Source organism: Streptomyces cellostaticus (assembly GCF_023630175.1).
GTDB classification, from domain to species: domain Bacteria; phylum Actinomycetota; class Actinomycetes; order Streptomycetales; family Streptomycetaceae; genus Streptomyces; species Streptomyces cellostaticus_A.
In genome coordinates this window covers 1-18,291 of the sequence record NZ_JALLIN010000033.1, presented here as the reverse complement: position 1 = coordinate 18,291, position 18,291 = coordinate 1, and the positions used below count along the sequence as shown (strand labels likewise).

At 72.8% G+C, this 18,291-nt stretch carries 19 protein-coding genes; 13 read left to right on the top strand and 6 right to left on the bottom strand.

Translation table 11 applies throughout. The annotated features are described in order from the left end of the window. Window positions 1-400: 400 nt before the first annotated feature. From MXD57_RS21140 to MXD57_RS21115, 6 genes are all read left to right on the top strand, one after another. Complete coding sequence (locus MXD57_RS21140; RefSeq protein ID WP_250403308.1) at window positions 401-2,032, top strand: serine hydrolase; 1,632 nt, start codon at window positions 401-403, stop codon at window positions 2,030-2,032. A gap of 382 nt (window positions 2,033-2,414) precedes the next feature. Then, complete coding sequence (locus MXD57_RS21135; RefSeq protein ID WP_250403306.1) at window positions 2,415-3,827, top strand: condensation domain-containing protein; 1,413 nt, start codon at window positions 2,415-2,417, stop codon at window positions 3,825-3,827. Between the two features lie 198 nt (window positions 3,828-4,025). Beyond that, complete coding sequence (locus MXD57_RS21130; RefSeq protein ID WP_250403305.1) at window positions 4,026-4,268, top strand: hypothetical protein; 243 nt, start codon at window positions 4,026-4,028, stop codon at window positions 4,266-4,268. A 54-nt stretch (window positions 4,269-4,322) separates the two neighbouring features. Further along, window positions 4,323-4,667, top strand: coding sequence for a hypothetical protein (locus MXD57_RS21125; RefSeq protein ID WP_250403303.1), 345 nt, complete (start codon window positions 4,323-4,325; stop codon window positions 4,665-4,667). A gap of 138 nt (window positions 4,668-4,805) precedes the next feature. Further along, entirely contained in the window at window positions 4,806-5,102 is a 297-nt protein-coding gene (locus MXD57_RS21120) for a hypothetical protein (protein WP_250403301.1), read from the top strand. Between the two features lie 224 nt (window positions 5,103-5,326). After that, window positions 5,327-5,671 (top strand): hypothetical protein, encoded by a 345-nt coding sequence (locus tag MXD57_RS21115; RefSeq protein ID WP_250403299.1) that lies wholly within the window; start codon window positions 5,327-5,329, stop codon window positions 5,669-5,671. 194 nt (window positions 5,672-5,865) lie between these two features. On the opposite strand, the gene MXD57_RS21110 is transcribed toward MXD57_RS21115, so the two are convergent. The 3 genes from MXD57_RS21110 to MXD57_RS21100 form a co-directional block, all read right to left on the bottom strand. After that, window positions 5,866-6,153, bottom strand: coding sequence for a hypothetical protein (locus tag MXD57_RS21110; protein ID WP_250403297.1), 288 nt, complete (start codon window positions 6,151-6,153; stop codon window positions 5,866-5,868). 129 nt (window positions 6,154-6,282) lie between these two features. Then, window positions 6,283-6,567 (bottom strand): hypothetical protein, encoded by a 285-nt coding sequence (locus tag MXD57_RS21105; RefSeq protein ID WP_250403296.1) that lies wholly within the window; start codon window positions 6,565-6,567, stop codon window positions 6,283-6,285. A 201-nt stretch (window positions 6,568-6,768) separates the two neighbouring features. Next, window positions 6,769-7,281, bottom strand: coding sequence for a hypothetical protein (locus tag MXD57_RS21100; RefSeq protein ID WP_250403294.1), 513 nt, complete (start codon window positions 7,279-7,281; stop codon window positions 6,769-6,771). A gap of 526 nt (window positions 7,282-7,807) precedes the next feature. Between MXD57_RS21100 and MXD57_RS21095 the strand changes: the two genes are divergently transcribed. The 3 genes from MXD57_RS21095 (at window position 7,808) to MXD57_RS21085 (ending at window position 11,815) form a co-directional block, all read left to right on the top strand. Further along, window positions 7,808-8,689 carry a hypothetical protein gene (locus MXD57_RS21095; protein ID WP_250403291.1) on the top strand — a complete coding sequence of 294 codons (882 nt, stop codon included), beginning with the start codon at window positions 7,808-7,810 and terminating at the stop codon, window positions 8,687-8,689. An 85-nt stretch (window positions 8,690-8,774) separates the two neighbouring features. Next, on the top strand, window positions 8,775-9,050 hold the full coding sequence (locus tag MXD57_RS21090; protein ID WP_250403288.1) for a hypothetical protein: 276 nt from the start codon (window positions 8,775-8,777) through the stop codon (window positions 9,048-9,050). A 113-nt stretch (window positions 9,051-9,163) separates the two neighbouring features. Continuing rightward, window positions 9,164-11,815, top strand: coding sequence for an amino acid permease (locus MXD57_RS21085; protein WP_250403285.1), 2,652 nt, complete (start codon window positions 9,164-9,166; stop codon window positions 11,813-11,815). A gap of 74 nt (window positions 11,816-11,889) precedes the next feature. On the opposite strand, the gene MXD57_RS21080 is transcribed toward MXD57_RS21085, so the two are convergent. The 3 genes from MXD57_RS21080 to MXD57_RS21070 all read right to left on the bottom strand — a co-directional run bounded on the left by MXD57_RS21080 (window position 11,890) and on the right by MXD57_RS21070 (window position 14,882). Then, window positions 11,890-12,801, bottom strand: coding sequence for a hypothetical protein (locus tag MXD57_RS21080; RefSeq protein ID WP_250403284.1), 912 nt, complete (start codon window positions 12,799-12,801; stop codon window positions 11,890-11,892). A gap of 393 nt (window positions 12,802-13,194) precedes the next feature. After that, a complete protein-coding gene (locus tag MXD57_RS21075; protein WP_250403282.1) occupies window positions 13,195-13,548 on the bottom strand; it encodes a DUF805 domain-containing protein in 354 nt (117 codons plus the stop codon). A gap of 86 nt (window positions 13,549-13,634) precedes the next feature. Next, window positions 13,635-14,882, bottom strand: coding sequence for an alpha/beta hydrolase family protein (locus MXD57_RS21070; protein WP_250403280.1), 1,248 nt, complete (start codon window positions 14,880-14,882; stop codon window positions 13,635-13,637). A gap of 165 nt (window positions 14,883-15,047) precedes the next feature. Between MXD57_RS21070 and MXD57_RS21065 the strand changes: the two genes are divergently transcribed. The 4 genes from MXD57_RS21065 to MXD57_RS21050 all read left to right on the top strand — a co-directional run. Continuing rightward, a complete protein-coding gene (locus MXD57_RS21065; protein ID WP_250403279.1) occupies window positions 15,048-15,647 on the top strand; it encodes a hypothetical protein in 600 nt (199 codons plus the stop codon). A gap of 260 nt (window positions 15,648-15,907) precedes the next feature. Further along, complete coding sequence (locus tag MXD57_RS21060) at window positions 15,908-16,999, top strand: hypothetical protein (protein ID WP_250403278.1); 1,092 nt, start codon at window positions 15,908-15,910, stop codon at window positions 16,997-16,999. A 46-nt stretch (window positions 17,000-17,045) separates the two neighbouring features. Continuing rightward, window positions 17,046-17,822: a TIGR03936 family radical SAM-associated protein gene (locus tag MXD57_RS21055; protein ID WP_250403276.1), complete on the top strand. Its 777-nt coding sequence runs from the start codon at window positions 17,046-17,048 to the stop codon at window positions 17,820-17,822. A gap of 262 nt (window positions 17,823-18,084) precedes the next feature. Continuing rightward, on the top strand, window positions 18,085-18,291 hold a 207-nt coding region (locus tag MXD57_RS21050), incomplete at its 3' end, for a hypothetical protein (RefSeq protein WP_250403274.1).

The window sequence follows — 18,291 nt, the reverse complement described above, 5'->3', positions numbered from 1 at the left end:
TCTCATCCCGACCCCCACGGGGAATGCGGCCTGCGCACCCCGGAGCCGGCGGTGGGCGGCGCGCACGGCGCGGGACACGCCTCGGCGAGCGGACGCGGGCCGCGGGTCCCCCTGCGAACCGCGGTGAACCGCGGTGAACCGCAGCGTCGTCGGGTCTCCGCAGAAGGAACCGATCGACGCGGACAGGGCGAGAGGCGCTCGTGAATCCGCCTGGAGAGTCCGGCCCTGCCGCGAGAAAAGCCAGGCTCTGGGGTGTTCCACCTGCATGCCGGGTGCGGTGGCGGCCCCGAAGGCCTCACCCGCTCGGGGACGCCCGCGTGCCGGGGGCCGCCGCCTGTGGCGAGTATGGAAAGGGTGCCGGGCGTGCCCCTGAGGCAGGCGAGCGCGAGGTGGCTGGGTCATGGCGCATCGGAGTCGTGGAAGAACGCTGTACCGGCGGGTCCGGGTGGGCGCCGCCGCGCTGTCCCTGGGGGTGTTCGCGGCCGTCCTGCCGGGGTGCACCGGCGTCGACGCGGCGACCACCGGTGCGTCCGCCGACACCTCGCTCGCGCCCACGCCACCGAAGCAGCCGCCACCCCAGTTGACGCGGGCGCAGGTGGACACGGCTGTGGGCCGGCTCGACGGTCTGGTGCGGGACGAGATGCGCAGGACCGGGGTCCCCGGGGTCGCCGTGGGCGTCGTCCACCGGGGCAGGGTCGTGTACGCGAAGGGCTTCGGCGTCCGTGAGGTGGGAAAGAGCGGGAGGATCGACACCGGAACGGTCTTCCAGCTCGCCTCGCTGTCGAAGCCGCTGGCGTCCACCGTCGTCTCCGCGGCCGTGGGGCGCGGGGTCGTCGGATGGGACGACCGGATGGCCGTCCGTGACCCGGGCTTCGCGCTCAAGAACCCGTACGTGACGGCGAACGTGACGATCGCGGATCTCTTCTCGCACCGCAGCGGACTGCCCGACCACGCCGGTGACCTGCTGGAGGACCTGGGCTACCCGCGCGACTACATCCTCCGGCACCTGCGGCTGGAGCCGCTCGCCCCGTTCCGGGCGAGCTACGCCTACACCAACTACGGCCTCACCGCGGCGGGGGTGGCGGTGGCCGACGCGGCGAAGACGAGCTGGCCGCGCCTGGCGGCGGACACGCTGTTCAAGCCCCTCGGGATGGACCGCTCCAGCTACGAGCGCGCCGATTACGACAGGGCCGCCGACAAGGCGTCGGCCCATGTCGAGGTCGACGGCCGGTGGAAGCCCTCCACCACCGAGAACGCCGACGGCCAGGCGCCCGCGGGCGGTGCGAGTTCGACGGTGGACGACCTCACCAGGTGGATGCGCCTGCAACTGGACAACGGCACGTTCGACGGGAGGCGGCAGGTCGACCCGAAGGCCCTCGACCAGACCCGCATCCCGCACTCCGTCGCCATGGACCCCCTCGCGCCGGCCGGCGAGCCGGGCTTCTACGGGCTCGGCTGGAACGTCGGGTACGACGAGCGCGGACGGCTGCGCCTGAACCATTCCGGCGCCTTCGACCTGGGCGCCGCGACCGCGGTCACCCTGCTGCCCGGCGAGCGGCTCGGCATCGTGGTGCTGACGAACGGACAGCCCATCGGCGTGCCGGAGGCGGTGGCCGCCGCCTTCCTCGACATCGCCCAGCACGGCAGGCAGACGGTCGACTGGCCGGCCTTCTACGAGAAGGTGGTGCGGGCCGCCGCCTACACCGGTGCCTCCTCGACGGACTACGCCAGGCCGCCCGCCCACCCCGAGCCGGCCGGGGCCGCCGCCGTCTACACGGGCACCTACGCGAACGAGTACTACGGGCCCGTGACCGTCACCGGCGACCGCGGCGGCGGGCTGAGCATGACGCTGGGCCCGCGAAGGATGTCGTTCCCCCTGTCGCACTACACGGGCGACACCTTCAGCTACCGGACACGGGGCGAGAACGCCGCCGGCCTGTCCGGTGTCGCCTTCCACACGCGGTCGGGCCGGGCCACCGGCGTCACCATCGAGCACCTCGACGCCAACGGGCTGGGCACCTTCAGCCGCTGACACCCGCCACCGGCCCCGGAGGCCCGGTCGGGCTGCCGCTGAGGGGCGGGTGGCCGCCGCGCTGAGGGCCGGGCGGCGAAACCCCGGGCACCGGCGGACGTCCGGCCGTCCGATGCCGCTCGCGGTGGCCGCCGCCCCGGTCGGCGCCGGCCCCGGAGCCGTCGTCGCGCCGAGCCCCTGGACCCGCGCCCGCCGCCCCCGAGACGGCCGGACGGCCGGTCCGAGCCCCGGCCGTCCGGCGCGGCCGAGGGCGAACTCCTCATGATCGCTTCGTCGTTCGACCCATCACACGTCCCGCTGAAATGGCGGCGACACGTCGGCCGCCGCTCGCGCGCGGCGCCCCCTTCACCAAGCTGGTGTCTTCTGCGAAGGAGACGCCACCGTGCGAATTTCTGACATCCAGCGCTGCGAGGTCCGGCCCGGACGACTCGTCGAGTGGACGTTCAGCCCTGCGACCGTCGAGGCCGCGGCGGTGCTGCCGCCGGACCCGCGACCGCCGGCGTACATCCAGGAGTCGCACATCCGCACGGCCCGTTCGGTGCGGGAGGACGGACTGTTCGTACCCACCTGGCTGGGCGCCGCGTTCGACCTGCCGGGATCGGCCGACCTCGACGCGCTGGAACGGGCCCTGCGCGGCTGGACGTTGCGCCACGAGACGCTGCGCAGCGGCTTCCGGTGGGCCGACGAGGAGATGCACCGGTTCACGCTCGGCGAGGACGACGTTTCCCTGCACCGGGAGGAGGTCGGCGACTTCGCCGACACCACTTGCCTGATCCGGTACCTGCAGGACCGATTCGACGTGGCGGCGGACGCGCTCGGGTGGCCGAACCTCATCTACGCGGCGGTCGTCCGCGAGGACTCCACCAGCGTGTACATGGCCTTCGACCACACCAACGTCGACGCCTACTCGCTCCAGCGCATCCCCGCCGAGATCGGTGAGTTGTACACCGCGGACGTCACGGGCCGGACCGTGACCGGTACGCCCCCCGGCAGCTACGTGGACTTCTGCGAGCAGGAGCGGACGAGCGCGGACGGGATCGACGACACCCACGCGATCGTCGAACGCTGGCGGGAGTTCATCCGACGGTGCGACGGACGTCTCCCGGCGTTCCCGGTGGACCTCGGGCTGCGGCCCGGGGCCCCCCTGCCCACCCAGAGGCTGCTGTGCGAGCCCCTCGTCGACGCGGACGCCGCCGCCGCGTTCGAGGAGTACTGCAGGCCCTACGGCGGCAGCCTGGTGGGCGTCCTGGCCGCGACCGGCCTGATCGTCCACGAACTGGGCGGAACGCCCGTCTACCGCACGGTCGTGCCGTTCCACACCCGGCTGAAGTCCGCGTGGTCGGACTCCGTCGGCTGGTACGTGGGCGGCGCCCCGATCGAGGTGCCCGCGGCGCGGGACTTCGACGGCGCGCTCGCCACGGTCCGCGCCGAGCTGAGGGACAACCGGTCGCTGGCGCGTATCCCGCTCGCCCGCGTACTGCGCCTGCTGGGCGCGGACTTCCGCCCGACCTCGCCCGACATGTACTCGATCGTCTCGTACATGGACGCCCGGCCCTCCCCCGGCTCCGCCCACTGGGCCGGGCAGAACGCGTACGGGCTGATCCGGGTGTCGTACGGCGACCAGGTCTGCGCCTGGGTCAACCGCCTGCACGAGGGCCTGTGGCTCGCCTGCCGCTACCCGGACACCCAGGTCGCGTACAAGAACGTGCGGCTGTACGCCGAGGCGCTGCGGGACCTGATCCTCTCCGTGCCCGCGCCCGCCCGCCTGCGGGTCGCCGAGCCCGCCTTCCTCTGACGAACTTCCGCCGACCGCACCCGAGTTCGGCAACCGGGGGCCGCGCGCGGTCAATTGGCGTCCCGGTGATGACCTCTGCGGGGCAATCCGGTCCGGGCCGGACCGGCGATGTGGAATGTCGCGCACCGCTACTGCTAGTGTCTGGTCAATCACGCTAGGCAATCAAATTCGTTGTTCAGGCAAAGGACCGAGGGTTCCATGCGCAAGTTTCAGCAGGTCGTGATCGCGGCGGTGGCGGCCGGTGGTCTGTCCGCCGTCGGCGTCGGCACGGCGGTCGCCGACACCAACGACAACGGGCCGAAGGTGTCCGACTCCTACCGCCCCTACCAGGAGTGCAGCCCGCAGACGGTGGCCGAGAACAGCGCCCCGCTCGGCGTGCTCGGAATCGCCGGCACCCTGGACACCACCTGCGGCCAGTACAACACCGCCTTCAACGGCTGAGTCCGGTCCGGTGCGACCGGTTCTCGGGCGCACCCGCACAGGAAGGCGCGAGACATGTTCAGCGGAATGAAGATCGCGGCCGTGGCGGGACTCGTCGGCGGCCTCGCCGTGGCCGGCGCCGGTGTCGCTCCGGCGTTCGCCGCAGGGGGGTCGGCGCCCTGTGTCCCCGACCTCCAGGGTGACGTGCGCTGCACGCAGCGGATCACGGGCGAGGTGCCCGAGGGCGGCTTCGTGCCGCACCGGGAGACCTGTACGCCGGTGCGGCCCATGACGCTGCCCGCCGCCGTCGGCGCCGGGGTCACCCGGGTCGGACCCGAGATCACCTGTGCCCCCACGACGACGGGGGCGTCGCCGGCGGAAGGCGGCGACGAGGAGGGGCTGCTCGGTCTGATGCCCTGAGTGGCGCAGGGCCGCCGCGGCCCGGGTTGCGGGTGCGACATGGGGAGTGTAGATCCTCGGCAACTACGGAGAGTGTGTATACGCTCACCCTACGTAGTTGAACCGGGCGATTCCGTCCGGGTACGAAAGGGTCGATCCATGCGTAAGTTTCAGCGCGCTGCAATCGTAGCGGCGGCGGTGGCCGGGCTGTCCGTCCTGGGCGCCGGGGCCGGTTTCGCCGGCGAGTACGACGCCCCTCCGGCGATCAGCGCGGTGGCCAACTCCTCGGCCAACGCCGTCGCCGTCGGTGGCGGCTACTACGTCCAGCCGCAGGGCCGGCCCGAGGAGCGGCCGCAGGCCGAGCCGCAGGAGGGCCGGCCGCAGGGTCAGCCCCAGGAGGACGAGAGGGGCTCCGAGCCCGAGCAGGGCTACGGCGAGCACGGCGAGGACCAGTAACGACGCACTGCGTCGAGCGGTGTCCCGGTGACACCGCGGCGAGAGCAGCCCGGGCGCGCGCCGGCCGTAACGGCACGCGCCCGGGCTGCAGTCGTTCCGCCGTCGGGCGCACCGGACGTCAAGTCCGGCTCCCGGGGGCGCTGTTCGGGGATGCCGGCCCGGGAGCGAGCCGGTCACCGGCGCGGACGTCCGGGCCTCCGTTTCGAGAAAGGGGAACCCAGTACATGTTCACCACGCAGAGGATCGCCACCGTCTCGGGGCTCGTGGGGAGTGTCGCCGCGCTCTGCCTCGGCGCCGGCCAGGCGCACGCCCACGGACTCCCGGGCGGCTGCCACGGCACCGCACCTGGCGGCACCGTGTGCGTCCAGGAGAACGACTCCCATGTCGACAAGGACGGTACGCACGTCCTCCGGCAGAAGCAGGACTGCTCGACGGTCGACCGTCCGCACGTCGTGTTCTCGGCGGACGAGATCACGGGCGAGGAGAGCGCGAGCACCGGGCAGGTCGTGGACTGTTCCAACAGGGCGGAGCTGCCCAAGGGCTTCAGGAAGCCGCACATCGGGTTCTGAACGCCGCCGGGCCGGACGGTCCGCAGCGAAAGCGGCAGACTCCGGTGCCCCGACCCGCGGGTCGGGGCACCGGAGTCTGCCGTTCGGCCTGCCGGCGGCCGGTGGCCGCGGGAGCGCCGAATGGTCCCGGTGCCGGGCCTGGGCCGCGGTGCCGGGACCATTCACTCTCCGGCGTCGGTGCGCCGGACCGGGGCTCAGAAGGCGCTGTTGTTGCAGCCCATGGTCGAGCCGATGGTGGTGGCCTGCGCACCCGGGTTGCCCTCACCGTTCAGCAGGTTGCCGCCCAGGCCGTTGAGCACGCCGACCTCGCCCAGGACATCGGCGTTGAGGTCGTGCGAGGTGCAGGTGCTGCTCTGCCGGATGTTGAACGCGTCGCCGCCCTTGCCGCCCCAGCCCTCACCGGCGTGGGCGGCGCCGGCACCGAGGAGCCCGGCGCTGGCGATGGTGGCGATGAGGAGGGCGGTCGTACGGAACTTGCGCATGTGATCTCCCGGTGGGGGTGAGGGCGGAGGAAGAGGGGGCCTGGGGGAGCGTCAAATGGTCCCGGTGCCGGGCCTGGGCCGCGGTGCCGGGACCATTCACCCTCCGGCGTCGGTGCGCCGGACCGGGGCTCAGAAGGCGCTGTTGTTGCAGCCCATGGTCGAGCCGATGTGGGTGTTCTGGGCGCCCGGGCTGCCCTCGCCGTTCAGGCCGTTGCCCAGCAGGCCGTTCATCAGGCCGACCTCGCCGAGGAGGTCGAGGTTCAGGTCGTGCGACTTGCAGTTCGAACTCTGCGTGACGTTGAACCTGTCACCGTGGTCGCCGCCGTGGCCACCCGCGGCCTGGGCCGTGCCGCCGACGAGTCCGAGGCTGCCGATGGCGGCGACCAGGACGGCGACGTTGCGAAGCTTGCGCATGTCATCTCCGGTGGAGTGGGGGGTGCGATCTGTGGCAGATCGACGCTCTACAATTACGGGAGATTAGTGTCGAATACCCCCAAAGGGGCGGAGACTCGCCGCGCCCCGGTCGCGTCGCGAAGCCCCTTGACCCGTAGTCGATCTGACGGATCGTCGAATCGTCGGGCGTGCGGAGCGGGGCGGGGCGCCGGCCGGTGTCCGTCAGTACCGCTGGGCGCTGGCCAGGGAGTTCGACTGGTTGTTGGCCTGGGTGCAGTCGACGCCCCGGGTCTCGGCGGCGGCGAGCAGAGCGACCGGGACGTTCGCGTCGAGCAGGGTCTGCGGGCTGCACTCCTGGTACGGGCGGAAGAGGTTGCTCTGGGTCACCGCACCGCCGTGGTTGATCGTCTGCGGGCCGCCCTGCGGGGTCTGCTGGGCCTGGGGCGTGATCTGGGGGCTGAGCTGGGGACTGAGCTGGGGGTTGACCTGCGGGGCGACCTCGGTACCGCGCTGCGGTGCGGCCTGCTGTGGGGCCCGCTGCGGGGCCGGCGAGCCGTAGGTCTGGGCGGTCGCCTGGGCGGAGGCGGCCGAGGCGGCCTGGGCGTCCGGCTGCGAGACGGGCGTCGGAACGGTCCCGCCGTAAGCGGCGGGGGCGGCGGAGCTCGGGCCGGCGCCGACGGCGGACAGACCGCCCGCGGCTGCGATGACGAGCGCGACGTGCTGAAGCTTGCGCATGGAATCCTCGGTCCTTCGTTGACCTGTGCGCGGAACCTGGTGAAACGCTGACGGGGCGGCACGGCCTTCGACGTCCCGCCGCCCGGCGAGGCCGGCGGCTGCGTTGGACCGTCGCGTCCGGCCCGTGGGGAACGAGGTGCGAACGGCCGCGGATACGGCCGCCGGCCCGGGGTCACCCATTCGACGCAAAGCCGGTGGGCGGACACGTGCCCCGATTCCCTCTCCGGGGTGCCCCGATTCCCTCTCCGGCGTGTCCCGATCCCTCCTCCGGGAGGTGTGGCAAACGGGTGACAGGCCTTCGGCTGCCGTGACCGGGGCGCGCGAATTCTCGTTCCGACGGGGAGAAGGCAGCGTTGCGAACTCGACCAGGGCGAGGAATTTCGCTGCCCGCCCGCACGCGACGTCCGTAGTGCCGGTCAGAAATGCCGCTGCCGACGGTGCGGTGTGAATATCGCACCGACTGCACGCGTGACGGCACCGAACGCAATTGCTTTCCCTTTTCAGGTATCGAAGGGCCGAGGGTTTCATGCGCAAGCTTCACAAGGCCGCGCTCGTCGTAGCGGCGGCCGGCGGTCTGTCCGTCGTCGGCGTAGGCGTCAGCCATGCCGATTCTCCAGTCGGACAGGGCAGCGCCGCTCCGGCGCCGAGTCCGGATCAGCAGGCTCCGCAGGCCTATGCCCCGGCCTCCGCGCCGCAGCCGGCGCCCCCGGCCTACGCCCCGGCCCCCGCTCCTCAGCAGGCTCCTCCGGCCTACGCGCCGGCACCGCAGCAGACCGGCTACGCCCCGGCCCCGGCGCCGCAGCAGGCGCCCCCGGCGTACGCCCCGGCCCCCGCTCCTCAGCAGGCTCCTCCGGCCTACGCGCCGGCACCGCAGCAGACCGGCTACGCCCCGGCCCCGGCGCCGCAGCAGGCGCCCCCGGCGTACGCCCCGGCCCCCGCTCCGCAGCAGGCTCCTCCGGCCTACGCGCCGGCACCGCAGGCGCCCCAGCAGACCGGCTACGCCTCGGCGTCGGCCGTGTCGCAGGGCTCGGCCCAGGCCACCGCGTCGCCGTACGCGCAGCCGCAGCCCCAGCCGTACGCGCAGCCGGCGCCCTACCCGCAGCAGCAGCCGTACCAGCAGCAGGCGCCCTACCAGCAGCCCGCTCCCGCGCAGCCGACGCAGGTCATCCCGCAGGTCATGCCCCAGGTCATGCCGCAGGTCGCCCCGCAGGTGGCCATGCCTCCGGCCGTCAGCCAGGAACCGCCGGCGCATGTCGCCCCGCAGGTGAACCCGCAGGTCAATCCCCAGGTGAACCCGCTGGTCAACCCGGTCGTCGCGCCCCCGACCGCCCCCGGCCTGTCCCCGGTCGGTCTCGGCCGGATCGCGGCACCGCCGGTCGGCCAGTTCGGGCTTCCCCAGCTCGGCTGACCCCCTGCCGCGGCCCCCGCGGCCCAGCGGTCACGACCCGATCCGTATCCGTCGCAGTTTCCATCCCCCCAACAACGGAGAACCCATGCGCACGTTCCACAAGGCGGTCCTCGTGGGCGCCATGCTCGGCAGCGTCGGCTCGTTCGGCGCCGGCAGCGCCTTCGCACACGGTGAGCCCGGCCACGACATCGACGTCACCCAGGGTGTCGAGTGCCGCTCGCACGACATGAACATCGAGGTGCTGGGCAGCGTCGGCGCCCTCACCGGCGCCGCGGGCAACCTGCTGAACGGCGAGGGCAACCCCGGGGCGCAGCAGAGCCACCTCGGCTCGAACATGGGCTGCAACAACCAGGCGTTCTGACCTACCCCGGCCGGTGACGGACCGGCTCCGGCCGGCCGCAGGGCGCCCGCGAACCAGGGATTCGCGGGCGCCCGCGCTGTTGCGGGGTCCGTGACCCGGCGTTGGAATCGAGTGTGTGGCTTTTTGGCGGCGCCGGGTCCGCCGACCGCCTCGCTCCCGGGACGGGGGCCGGTCGCAAGGGGCTCAAGAACGACGCGCTGGGCTTGTTCTCCTCGGTGGTCATCGGCCTTGCCTCCACCGCTCCCGCCTACAGCCTCGCCGCCACACTGGGCCTGATCGTCGCGGCGGTCGGCCTGCAGGCCCCGATCGTCATCATGCTGTCGTTCGTCCCGATGCTGCTGATCGCTTACGCCTTCCGGGAACTCAACGCGAGCAACGCCGACTGCGGAACGACCTTCACCTGGGCGACCCGTGCCTTCGGCCCCCGCACCGGCTGGATGGGCGGCTGGGGCATCGTCGTCGCCAACGTGATCGTGATGGCGAGCCTCGCCGAGATCGCCGGCGCGTACGGATTCCGGCTGGTGGGCCTGGACGGGCTGGCGGAGGACCGGTTGTGGACCACCGTCGCCGGCATCGTGTGGATCGCCGTGATGACCGCGGTCTGCTACGTCGGCATCCAGTTCTCGGCCGCCCTGCAGCGCTGGCTGCTCTGCCTCGAGGTCGTGATGCTGCTCGTCTTCGCCGTCGCCGCGCTGGTCAGGGTCTACACCGACGCCCCGCCCACCGCGCTCCACGTCTCCGCCTCCTGGTTCAACCCCTTCGAGGTGACCTCGGTGAAGGCCCTCACCTCGGGCCTGCTGGCCGGGGTCTTCATCTACTGGGGCTGGGACACCGCCGTCTCGATCAACGAGGAGACGGTCGACAGCACCCGCATCCCCGGCCGCGCGGCGGTCCTGTCCACGGTGCTGCTCCTGATCATGTACGCGCTGGTCTCCACCTCGGCGCAGGCGTTCGCGGGAGCGGGCGTCTCGGGCGTCGGGCTCGGCAACGCCCGCAACTCGGACGACGTCCTCTCCGGGCTGGGCGAGGCCGTGTTCGGGGCCGGTGAGACCGGCGTGGTGCTGACGAGGCTGCTGATCCTCATGGTGCTGACCTCGGCGCTGGCGTCCACCCAGACCACCATCCTGCCCCTGGCCCGGACGGTCTTCTCCATGGCCGTGCACAAGGCCGTCCCCGCCCGGTTCGCCCGGGTGCACCGCCGGTTCCTCACCCCGACCTGGTCGACGATCGGGATGGGCGCGGTCTCGGTCGCCTTCCTCGTGCTGCTGACCTCCTTCAGCGGGAACGTACTGGCCGACTCGGTCGACTCGGTCGGTCTGGCCATCACGTTCCACTACGGTCTGACCGGTTTCGCCTGCCTCTGGTACTACCGCAAGATCCTCGACCGCAGCACCAAGGACCTCGTCTTCAAGGGTGTGCTGCCGGGCCTGGGCGGGCTCATCATGCTCGCCCTGTTCGTCTACGCCACCTACGTCTACGCGGCCCCGGGATACGGCTCCACCAGCATCGACCTGCCGCTCTTCGGGCCGACCGGCGGGGTCACCGTCATCGGTCTCGGCGCCCTGCTGCTCGGTCTGCTGCTGATGCCGGTGGTCACGCGCGGACACGGGGTCGCCCTCAAGCTCCAGCGCAGCCTGCTGCCGCGCCGCCTGCCACCGCACACCGCCCTCGACTCGGCGAGCCGCTACCTGCCCGCCGACAACGGGTCCGGGGTGGGCGGCGACTGGTACGACGTGATCCCCCTGTCGGGCACCAGGGTCGGCCTGGTCGTCGGGGACGTGCTCGGGCACGGCCTGCGCGCCGCCGCCACGATGGGCCGCCTGCGCACGGGGGTGCGTGTGCTGGCCCGCCTCGACCTGAGCCCGGACGAGCTGCTCTCCCGCCTGGAGGACCTGGTCGAGCAGACCGCGCACGAGCGCGGCGACCGCCACGGCGATCCGGGTCCCCGGAGATCGCAGGCCGACGAGGCCAGGGGTGTGACCTGCCTGTACGCGGTGTACGACCCGGTCTCCGGCCGGTGCAGCCTGGCGCGGGCCGGGGATCCGGTGCTGGCGGTGGTCGAACCGCACACGGGTGTCGTCGGCTACCCGGAGCTGCCCCCCGGACCACCGCTGGGCGTGGGCGGCACCCCCTACCAGAGCGCGGAGCTGCGGCTGGCGCCGGGCAGTCTCGTCGTGCTGTGCACGGACGGCCTGCTGCAGGCCACCGCCGGCCGCGCGGACGGGCTCGCGCGACTGTCCGGGGTGCTCGCCGGCGACCGGACGTCCCTGGACGGCCTGTGCGACCGGGCGGTGTCCGCCCTGCTGCCCGGGCCGGTGGACGTGGACGCCACGCTGCTCGTGGCCCGCACCCGGCTGCTCGACCGGAGCCAGTTCACCCAGTGGGAGCTGCCGCCGGACCCGGCGGGGGTGGCCGGTATCCGTACCGCCGTCAGCAAGCAGTTGCGGGACTGGGGGCTGGAGGACCTGGCGTTCACCAGCGAGCTCATCGTCAGCGAACTGGTCACCAACGCCATCCGCTATGTCGGCGGCCCCATCCAGGTGCGCCTGATCCGCGACCGGACGCTGATCTGCGAGGTCTCCGACACCGGGCACACCACGCCCAATCTGCGCCACGCCGCGAGCGACGACGAGGGCGGCCGGGGCCTGTTCATCATCGCCCGGATGACCCACCACTGGGGCACCCGCTACACCCCCACCGGCAAGACCCTCTGGACGGAGCAGGACCTGCCGTCGCCGGACGGCCGGTCCCCCCGCGCCGCGTGAGACCGAGCGGACGCGGGCGCCCCCACCAGCCGCATCATCGACCGGAGGGGGTACCTCGTGCTGTGCGGGACCGGTCAGTTGAAGCAGCCGGGGACCGGGCTCGGGCTGGTCGCGCAGTTGTTGGGGGTGTTGTTGAAGACCGTGCTCAGGTACAGGGTCACGGTGCCGCCGTTGTTGTAGACACCACCGGGGTTGGTGCCGTCGGCGGTGTTGTTGCTGATGTTGCTGACGCTCACCGTGGAGGTGCCGCCGGCGACACTGGGCACGCCGTTGGCCAGCCCGCCGCCGGTGTTCGCGTTGTTGTTCCTGATGTTGCTGGCGCGCACCGTGAGCTGTCCGATGTTGGCGATGCCGCCGCCCGCGACGCCGGCCGTGTTCCTCGAGACGTTCGAGGCACTGACGGTCAGGGTGCCGTCGCTGACGAGGCCGCCGCCGTTGTTCGCGGCGGTGTTGTCCGAGACCACGCTGGCGTTGACCGTCGTGGTGGAGCCGCTGAAGTTGCTGATACCGCCACCGAAGTTGGCCTGGTTGCCCCGAACCACGACGGCGCTGGCGGTCAGGGTGCCGCCACTGGTGACGACGATGCCGCCGCCGGCACCGTTCGCGATCGGGCTGCCCGTGGCGTCGCCGTTGGTGACTCTGAGCGCCCGAAGGGTCAGGTTGCCGCCGTCGACGGTGAGGATGCGGAAGGCGGGGGCCGTAACGGCACGGGTGATGAGTGCGTCGTTGCCGTTGACGACGATGGGAGAGGTGATCGCGGGCAGCTCGGCGGTCAGCGAGTACCGGCAGCCACGGGCCAGTTTCAGGGTGTCGCTCGCGGCGGTGCCATTGGCCGTGTTGATCGCATTGACCAGGGCGGTCTGGCTGCATGCCACCGGCAGGGTGGCGGCCGACGCCGCGGGGGCAAGCGCGGTCTGGGCGAAGGTGGCGGCGACGCCTATGCACAGCACCTGAGCGGTCCGGGCGACTGACTTCCGAGTAAGCATGGGGGGCCTTTCCGAGTCGTGCCCGCCGCGAGCGTCCGGCCGTACGAAAGGGCCCCGGACCATCTCGGGCAGGAGGTCGAAACAGCACTCCCCGCGAGGCCACCGGGGTTCGCCGGTTACCGGCCGGTCTCCATCCGATGGGCCCGCACTGTGCGTCCGATGGCCGTACCGGGCTTGCCTCCCGGCCCTCCGCCGCGCTGTGGGCGCGGGCCGCACCGGGACGGCCCCGGGGGCCTAGCAGCCGGACTCGACGGCCGCCCACGCCGGACGCTCGGCCGGGAAACCACGGCCGAGCGTCCTGCGTGCACCGCTCGCGGGGTGATCAACACGATCACGTGCGGCGGCGACCCCTGGGAAGCGCCGGCTCCCGCGGGCCCCCGTGCCGATGCCCGCTCAGGCGGCCTGGGCGTACTTCGGGTTCGGGCCGTACTGGTTGCTCTCCGGCTTGCCCTCGGTGGCGAGGAAGACGATCAGGATGATCATGCCGACCAGCGGGACGAAGCCGATCAGGAGCCACCAGCCCGAACGGCCGGTGTCGTGCAGCCGGCGGACCGCGACGCCGAGACCGGGCAGCAGGGTGGCGAGCGAGTAGATGACGGCGGGGACGCTCGAGCCGATGGCCGCGTCGATGATCGTCAGCACGATGCTGATGACGATGTTGAACAGGAAGAACATCCAGTATTCCTGCCGCCGCGCGCGGCCGCTGAACACGGCGTACTTCTTCAGGACGTCGATGTACCAGTGCATGGCTGTCCCCCCCAGGTGGCAAGCTCAGTTGGCCTACCATCGAACCAGTCACGGTGACTGGAAACCATGCCTTTGGCGTGGGCTGGTCAATGTGTTATCCGGCTGTGGTCGTTCGGTGACAGGGACGCCCCGGCGGTGGCGACGCGGGCGTCCAGCCAGTCGAAGACACGCTGCTCGAACAGGGCCCGGCCCAGCGGCTCGCAGTGCAGGTGCGCACCCTCCTCCTCGGTGAAGCGCACCAGTTGCCCGGAGCCGGGCAGAAGGTCGTACAACTCCCTGGAAGCACCGGGCCAGAAATGCTCGCCGTCCGGTTCGGTGATCAGCAGCGGGGTGGTGATCCGGCCGGCGACGGGCGTGACGTCGTACCGGGAGATCTCCGTCAGCAGATCGAAGGGCGAGTCGATGCCGTACGGCTTGGCCCGCCAGCGCCACATCGCGGCGAGCGCCGGGTCCTGCGCCAGGCCCTCCCCGAGGAAGCCGTCGAAGGCCTCGCGGTCGCCGGACTCCCACAACTCCCTCAGCTCCGGACCCAGGTTGGGCCACCAGCCGTCCGCCACCCGGACCACACCCGGGTCCGCGACCGCGGCGGCGATCCGGTGCTCGAAGGCGAGGGCGCGCGGCACCCAGTACCCGGCCTGACTGATGCCGGCCAGGACGATCCGCCGGGAGTCGACGTCGGGTCGGGCGCGGAGGAAGTCCACGACCGGGGTGACGACGTTCTCCCAGTCGGGCCGGAAGGTCATCCCGCGTTCGAAGAGCGTCGACTGCTGGCCGGGCCCGTCGAAGAGCAGGACCCGGTACCCGCGGGCCACCGCCGGCGCGCCGAGCAGTGTCCAGGCGGAGCTGACCGCGCCGTCACTGCCGTTGTTGGCGATCAGTGTCGGCAGCGGCCCACCCGCGCCGGGCGGGCCGACGAGGTATCCGGGCAGCGACGTGCCCTCGTACGGCACGGCCACCGGCTCGGCCGGCGGGTCCCAGGCCCGCAGGAAGCGGTCGAAGCACGCGCGGTGCTCCCGGAACACCTCGACCGGCCGTGTCCCGGGATCCGTGACCGCGTCGACGGCCACCAGGGCCGTGCCGAAGTAGCCCGCGGCACGCAGGTAACCGTCCCGGGCGCTCACCGTGTGCCCGCCCGCCGTGTCGCGGTCGGCCTGCTCCCGGACCGCGCGGCCCAGGCCCGCCCAGGCGTCGAACCACCGCTGCCCGTCGGCGTCCGCGACGGCCGCGGCGGTGGCCAGTACCTCGCCGGGATCCGCCCCCTGGCGCCAGGCCGAGCCCAGGGCCAGCCGGATCTCGTAGTCGAACTGGACGTTCTCGCTGAATCGGTAGGGCATGGCGGCTCCCGGGACAGGCCGTGACGGCATCCCCCCGCACGTCCGGACCGCGTCTCCCACCGTAGGGGCCGGCCGCCCGCCGCGCACGACGGGCGGCACGCGTCCGGCCACGCGACGATGGAGGTGCGAGGTGGGGCGGTCCCGACATCCGACGGGAGGACTCCCATGGCCCGGCAGACGACGACGCGGGCACCGACCCGCAGGCCCGCGGGCACGGGCGGAGTGTTCTTCTCGTTCGCCCCCTGGATCATCTTCGGCGTGGTCGCCGGCCCCAGCACCTGGCAGTACGCGGCACTCGCCGCGCTGATCGCCGCCGTCGCGCTGTCGGGCAAGGACACGCTCCGGGGCAGGTTCTACCTCCTGGACATGGTCGGCATCGTGTTCTTCGCGGTCATCACGGTCCTGGCGCTCGCCCTGGACCGCTCACAGCTCATCTGGCTGGAGACCTACGCCCAGGTCGTCTCCAACGGTGTCGTGGCCGTCGTCGCGCTGGGATCGCTGTTCGCCGATCCCTTCACGGCGCAGTACGCCCGGCAGCAGACGCCCCGCGAGTACTGGGACTCGCCCGTCTTCGCGCACATCAACCGGGTGCTGACGGCGGCCTGGGGCGTGGTCTTCGCCCTCATGGCGCTCTCCACCTGGCTGGCCGTCCGGAACCCGTCCATGGACGACTGGCTCAACTGGGTCGTCCCGATCGTCCTGCTGGTCGGGGTCATCAGGTTCACCGAGCGCTACCCGGAGTCGTACAAGGCGCGCGTGGCCTGAGGGCTGTCCCGTAATCCCCGGTCGGGTCGGCGCGCGGCGTCGGATGCGGTGCGTCGCACGGCGGAGGGTCGGCCTCATACCGGGTGTGTTCGGGCGATCCGGCAACGCGGCGAGGTGCCGTAGCCGTCATTCGTGCGCCCGCCGGGAATTGCGGGACAGCCCTCAGGGCCTGCCCGGCGGCTTCGGCCGGCCGCGTCCCCGACCTCACAGGGCTGTGCACCTGGCGCATCCACGGGGGTGCCCGCCGCGTCCGTACGGGTATGGACCTCGACAAGCCGCCCGCCCGGCCGCAGCACGCGGAGGGGTGCCTGACCGTGGCGATCCGCGTTCCGGTACGGATCGTCGTGCTCGTGCTGGTGGTGCCCGTGCGGCTGGCGTGGGACGCGCTGACCGTCGCCGGGCGCTTCCTGTCCCGCACGGTGCTGCGTCCGCTCGGCCGCGCGCTGCGGTGGCTCGGCCGGGCCCTGTTCGTGTGGCCGTTCGTCGCGCTGTGGCGGTGGGTCCTGGTGCCCGCCGGAAAGGTGCTGGGGTGGCTCGGGAACGTGCTCGTCGTCGTACCGGGGTCATGGCTGTACCGGTACGTGCTGACGCCCCTCGGGCATGGCCTCGTCCGGGTCGCGCGGGTGACCGGGGCCGCGCTCCGGTGGCTGTACGCGCGCGTGCTGGCTCCGGTCGGGCGGGGGATCGCCCGGCTGCTGGAGGGCGCCGGCCTGCTGCTCGCGGCGGTCGGCGCGGTGGTGTGCGCCGTCGTGGCCCGGCTGGGGCGGTATCTGCTGGTCGTCCCGGCGCGGTGGCTGTACGCACGGGTGCTCGCGCCCGCGGGGCGGGCCCTGGCGTGGCTCGTGACCGCCGTCGTCACCGGGACCGGCGCCGCCCTGTACCGGACGGCCCGCGTCCTGCTCGTCCTGCCCGCCCGCGCCCTGTGGCACCGGGTGCTGGTGCCCGTGGGCCGGGTCCTGGCCGTCGTCGCGCGGGAGACCGGGCAGGCCCTCGGACACGCCTGGCGGATCGCCGGGCGGATCTCCCGGGCCGCCGGGCGGGTGCTGGGGATCCTCGTGCGGTGGGTCCTCGTGGAGCCGGCGCGCCAGGTGTACCGGACGGTCCTCACGCCCGCCGGGCACGTCCTCCGGGACCATGTGCTGCGGCCCGCCGCCGAGGCGGCGCGCGCGGTGGGGCGGAGCGTACGGCAGGCTCGGGCCGCCGCCCGTGACACCGTGCGGCGGGCCCGCGCGGAGCTCGGGCGGACGCTGCTCGGCGGGCCCCGGCCGGCGGCTCCCGCGGACCGGCGGGAACCCACGGGCCGCGGGACACGTACTCTTGGTAGGAGTACCACCGCACTCACGAAGGACTAGGACACTGGGCAAGCGACAGCCCGAAGGCCCGCCGCCCGCACCCGCGGTGCAGCGCATCCGACTGTGCTACACCAAGCGCGGCCGCCTCCGGTTCACCAGCCACCGTGACTTCCAGCGCGCCTTCGAGCGTGCGCTGCGCCGCGCCGAGGTGCCCATGGCGTACTCGGCGGGGTTCACACCGCATCCGAAGGTGTCGTACGCCAATGCCGCACCCACCGGCACGGGCAGTGAGGCGGAGTACCTGGAGATCGCGCTGACCGCGGCGCGGGACCCCGAGACCCTGCGCGTCCTCCTCGACGAGTCGCTGCCCACCGGGCTGGACGTCGTCGACGCGGTCGAGGCACGGACCTCGGGACTCGCCGACCGGCTCACGGCCTCCGTGTGGGAGCTGCGGCTGGACGGCGTCGACCCGCTGGACGCCCGGCGCGCCGTCGAGGCCTTCATGGCGGCCGACACCGTCGAGGTGCAGCGCACCACCAAGAACGGCGTCCGCACCTTCGACGCCCGCCAGGCGGTCGCCAACCTGGAAACGCACGGCTCGCGGGCTGATGGGCCGACCGACCGGCCCTGTGCGATACTGCGCCTGGTTGTTCGGCACGTGACGCCTGCCGTACGACCCGACGACGTCCTGTCCGGTCTCCGCGCCGTGGCCGACCTGGCGCCGCCGGTCCCCGCAGCGGTGACCAGGCTGGCGCAGGGGCTGTTCGATGAAGAGACCGGCACGGTGACCGACCCGCTCGCGCCCGACCGCGAGGCAGCCGAGGCCCTGACGGCCGCACCGGCCGCCGCCGCGACGGCGCCGACGCCGGAAGGTTCCGCGTAGGGACGGCCGCCGTAGCGCCGCCCTCGTACTCGGGAGCCACCTGGGTCGGGCAGCGCACCTACCAGAAGACTTTCGCCAGGCCGTACCGACAAGGCGTACGGAACCGGCGAGACAGGACACAGAGTGCTCCCGTGCGGCGCCCGCGCCCCGGACGGCGGTCACCGCGCATCGCGCGGACCGCGGACGTCAACGGTGAACGGTCCCTCGGGACCGGCGCCGGACCAGGCGCGGCGCCCGGGAGCCTGACGGGAGAAACGCCCGCATGCTCGAACCGACCGAACCCAACGAGGGTTCCGAACTGAACACGCCGAGCGACACCCTGCCGCCGCGCAGGCGTCGCCGTGCCGCCTCCCGCCCCGCCGGCCCGCCCGGCGCGGCCGAGGCTCCCGCCGAGGTCACCGTGCCGGCCATACCGGCCGCGGAAGTGGACGAGATGGCCGAGGCGGAGGCCGTGGCGGCCCCTGCCGAG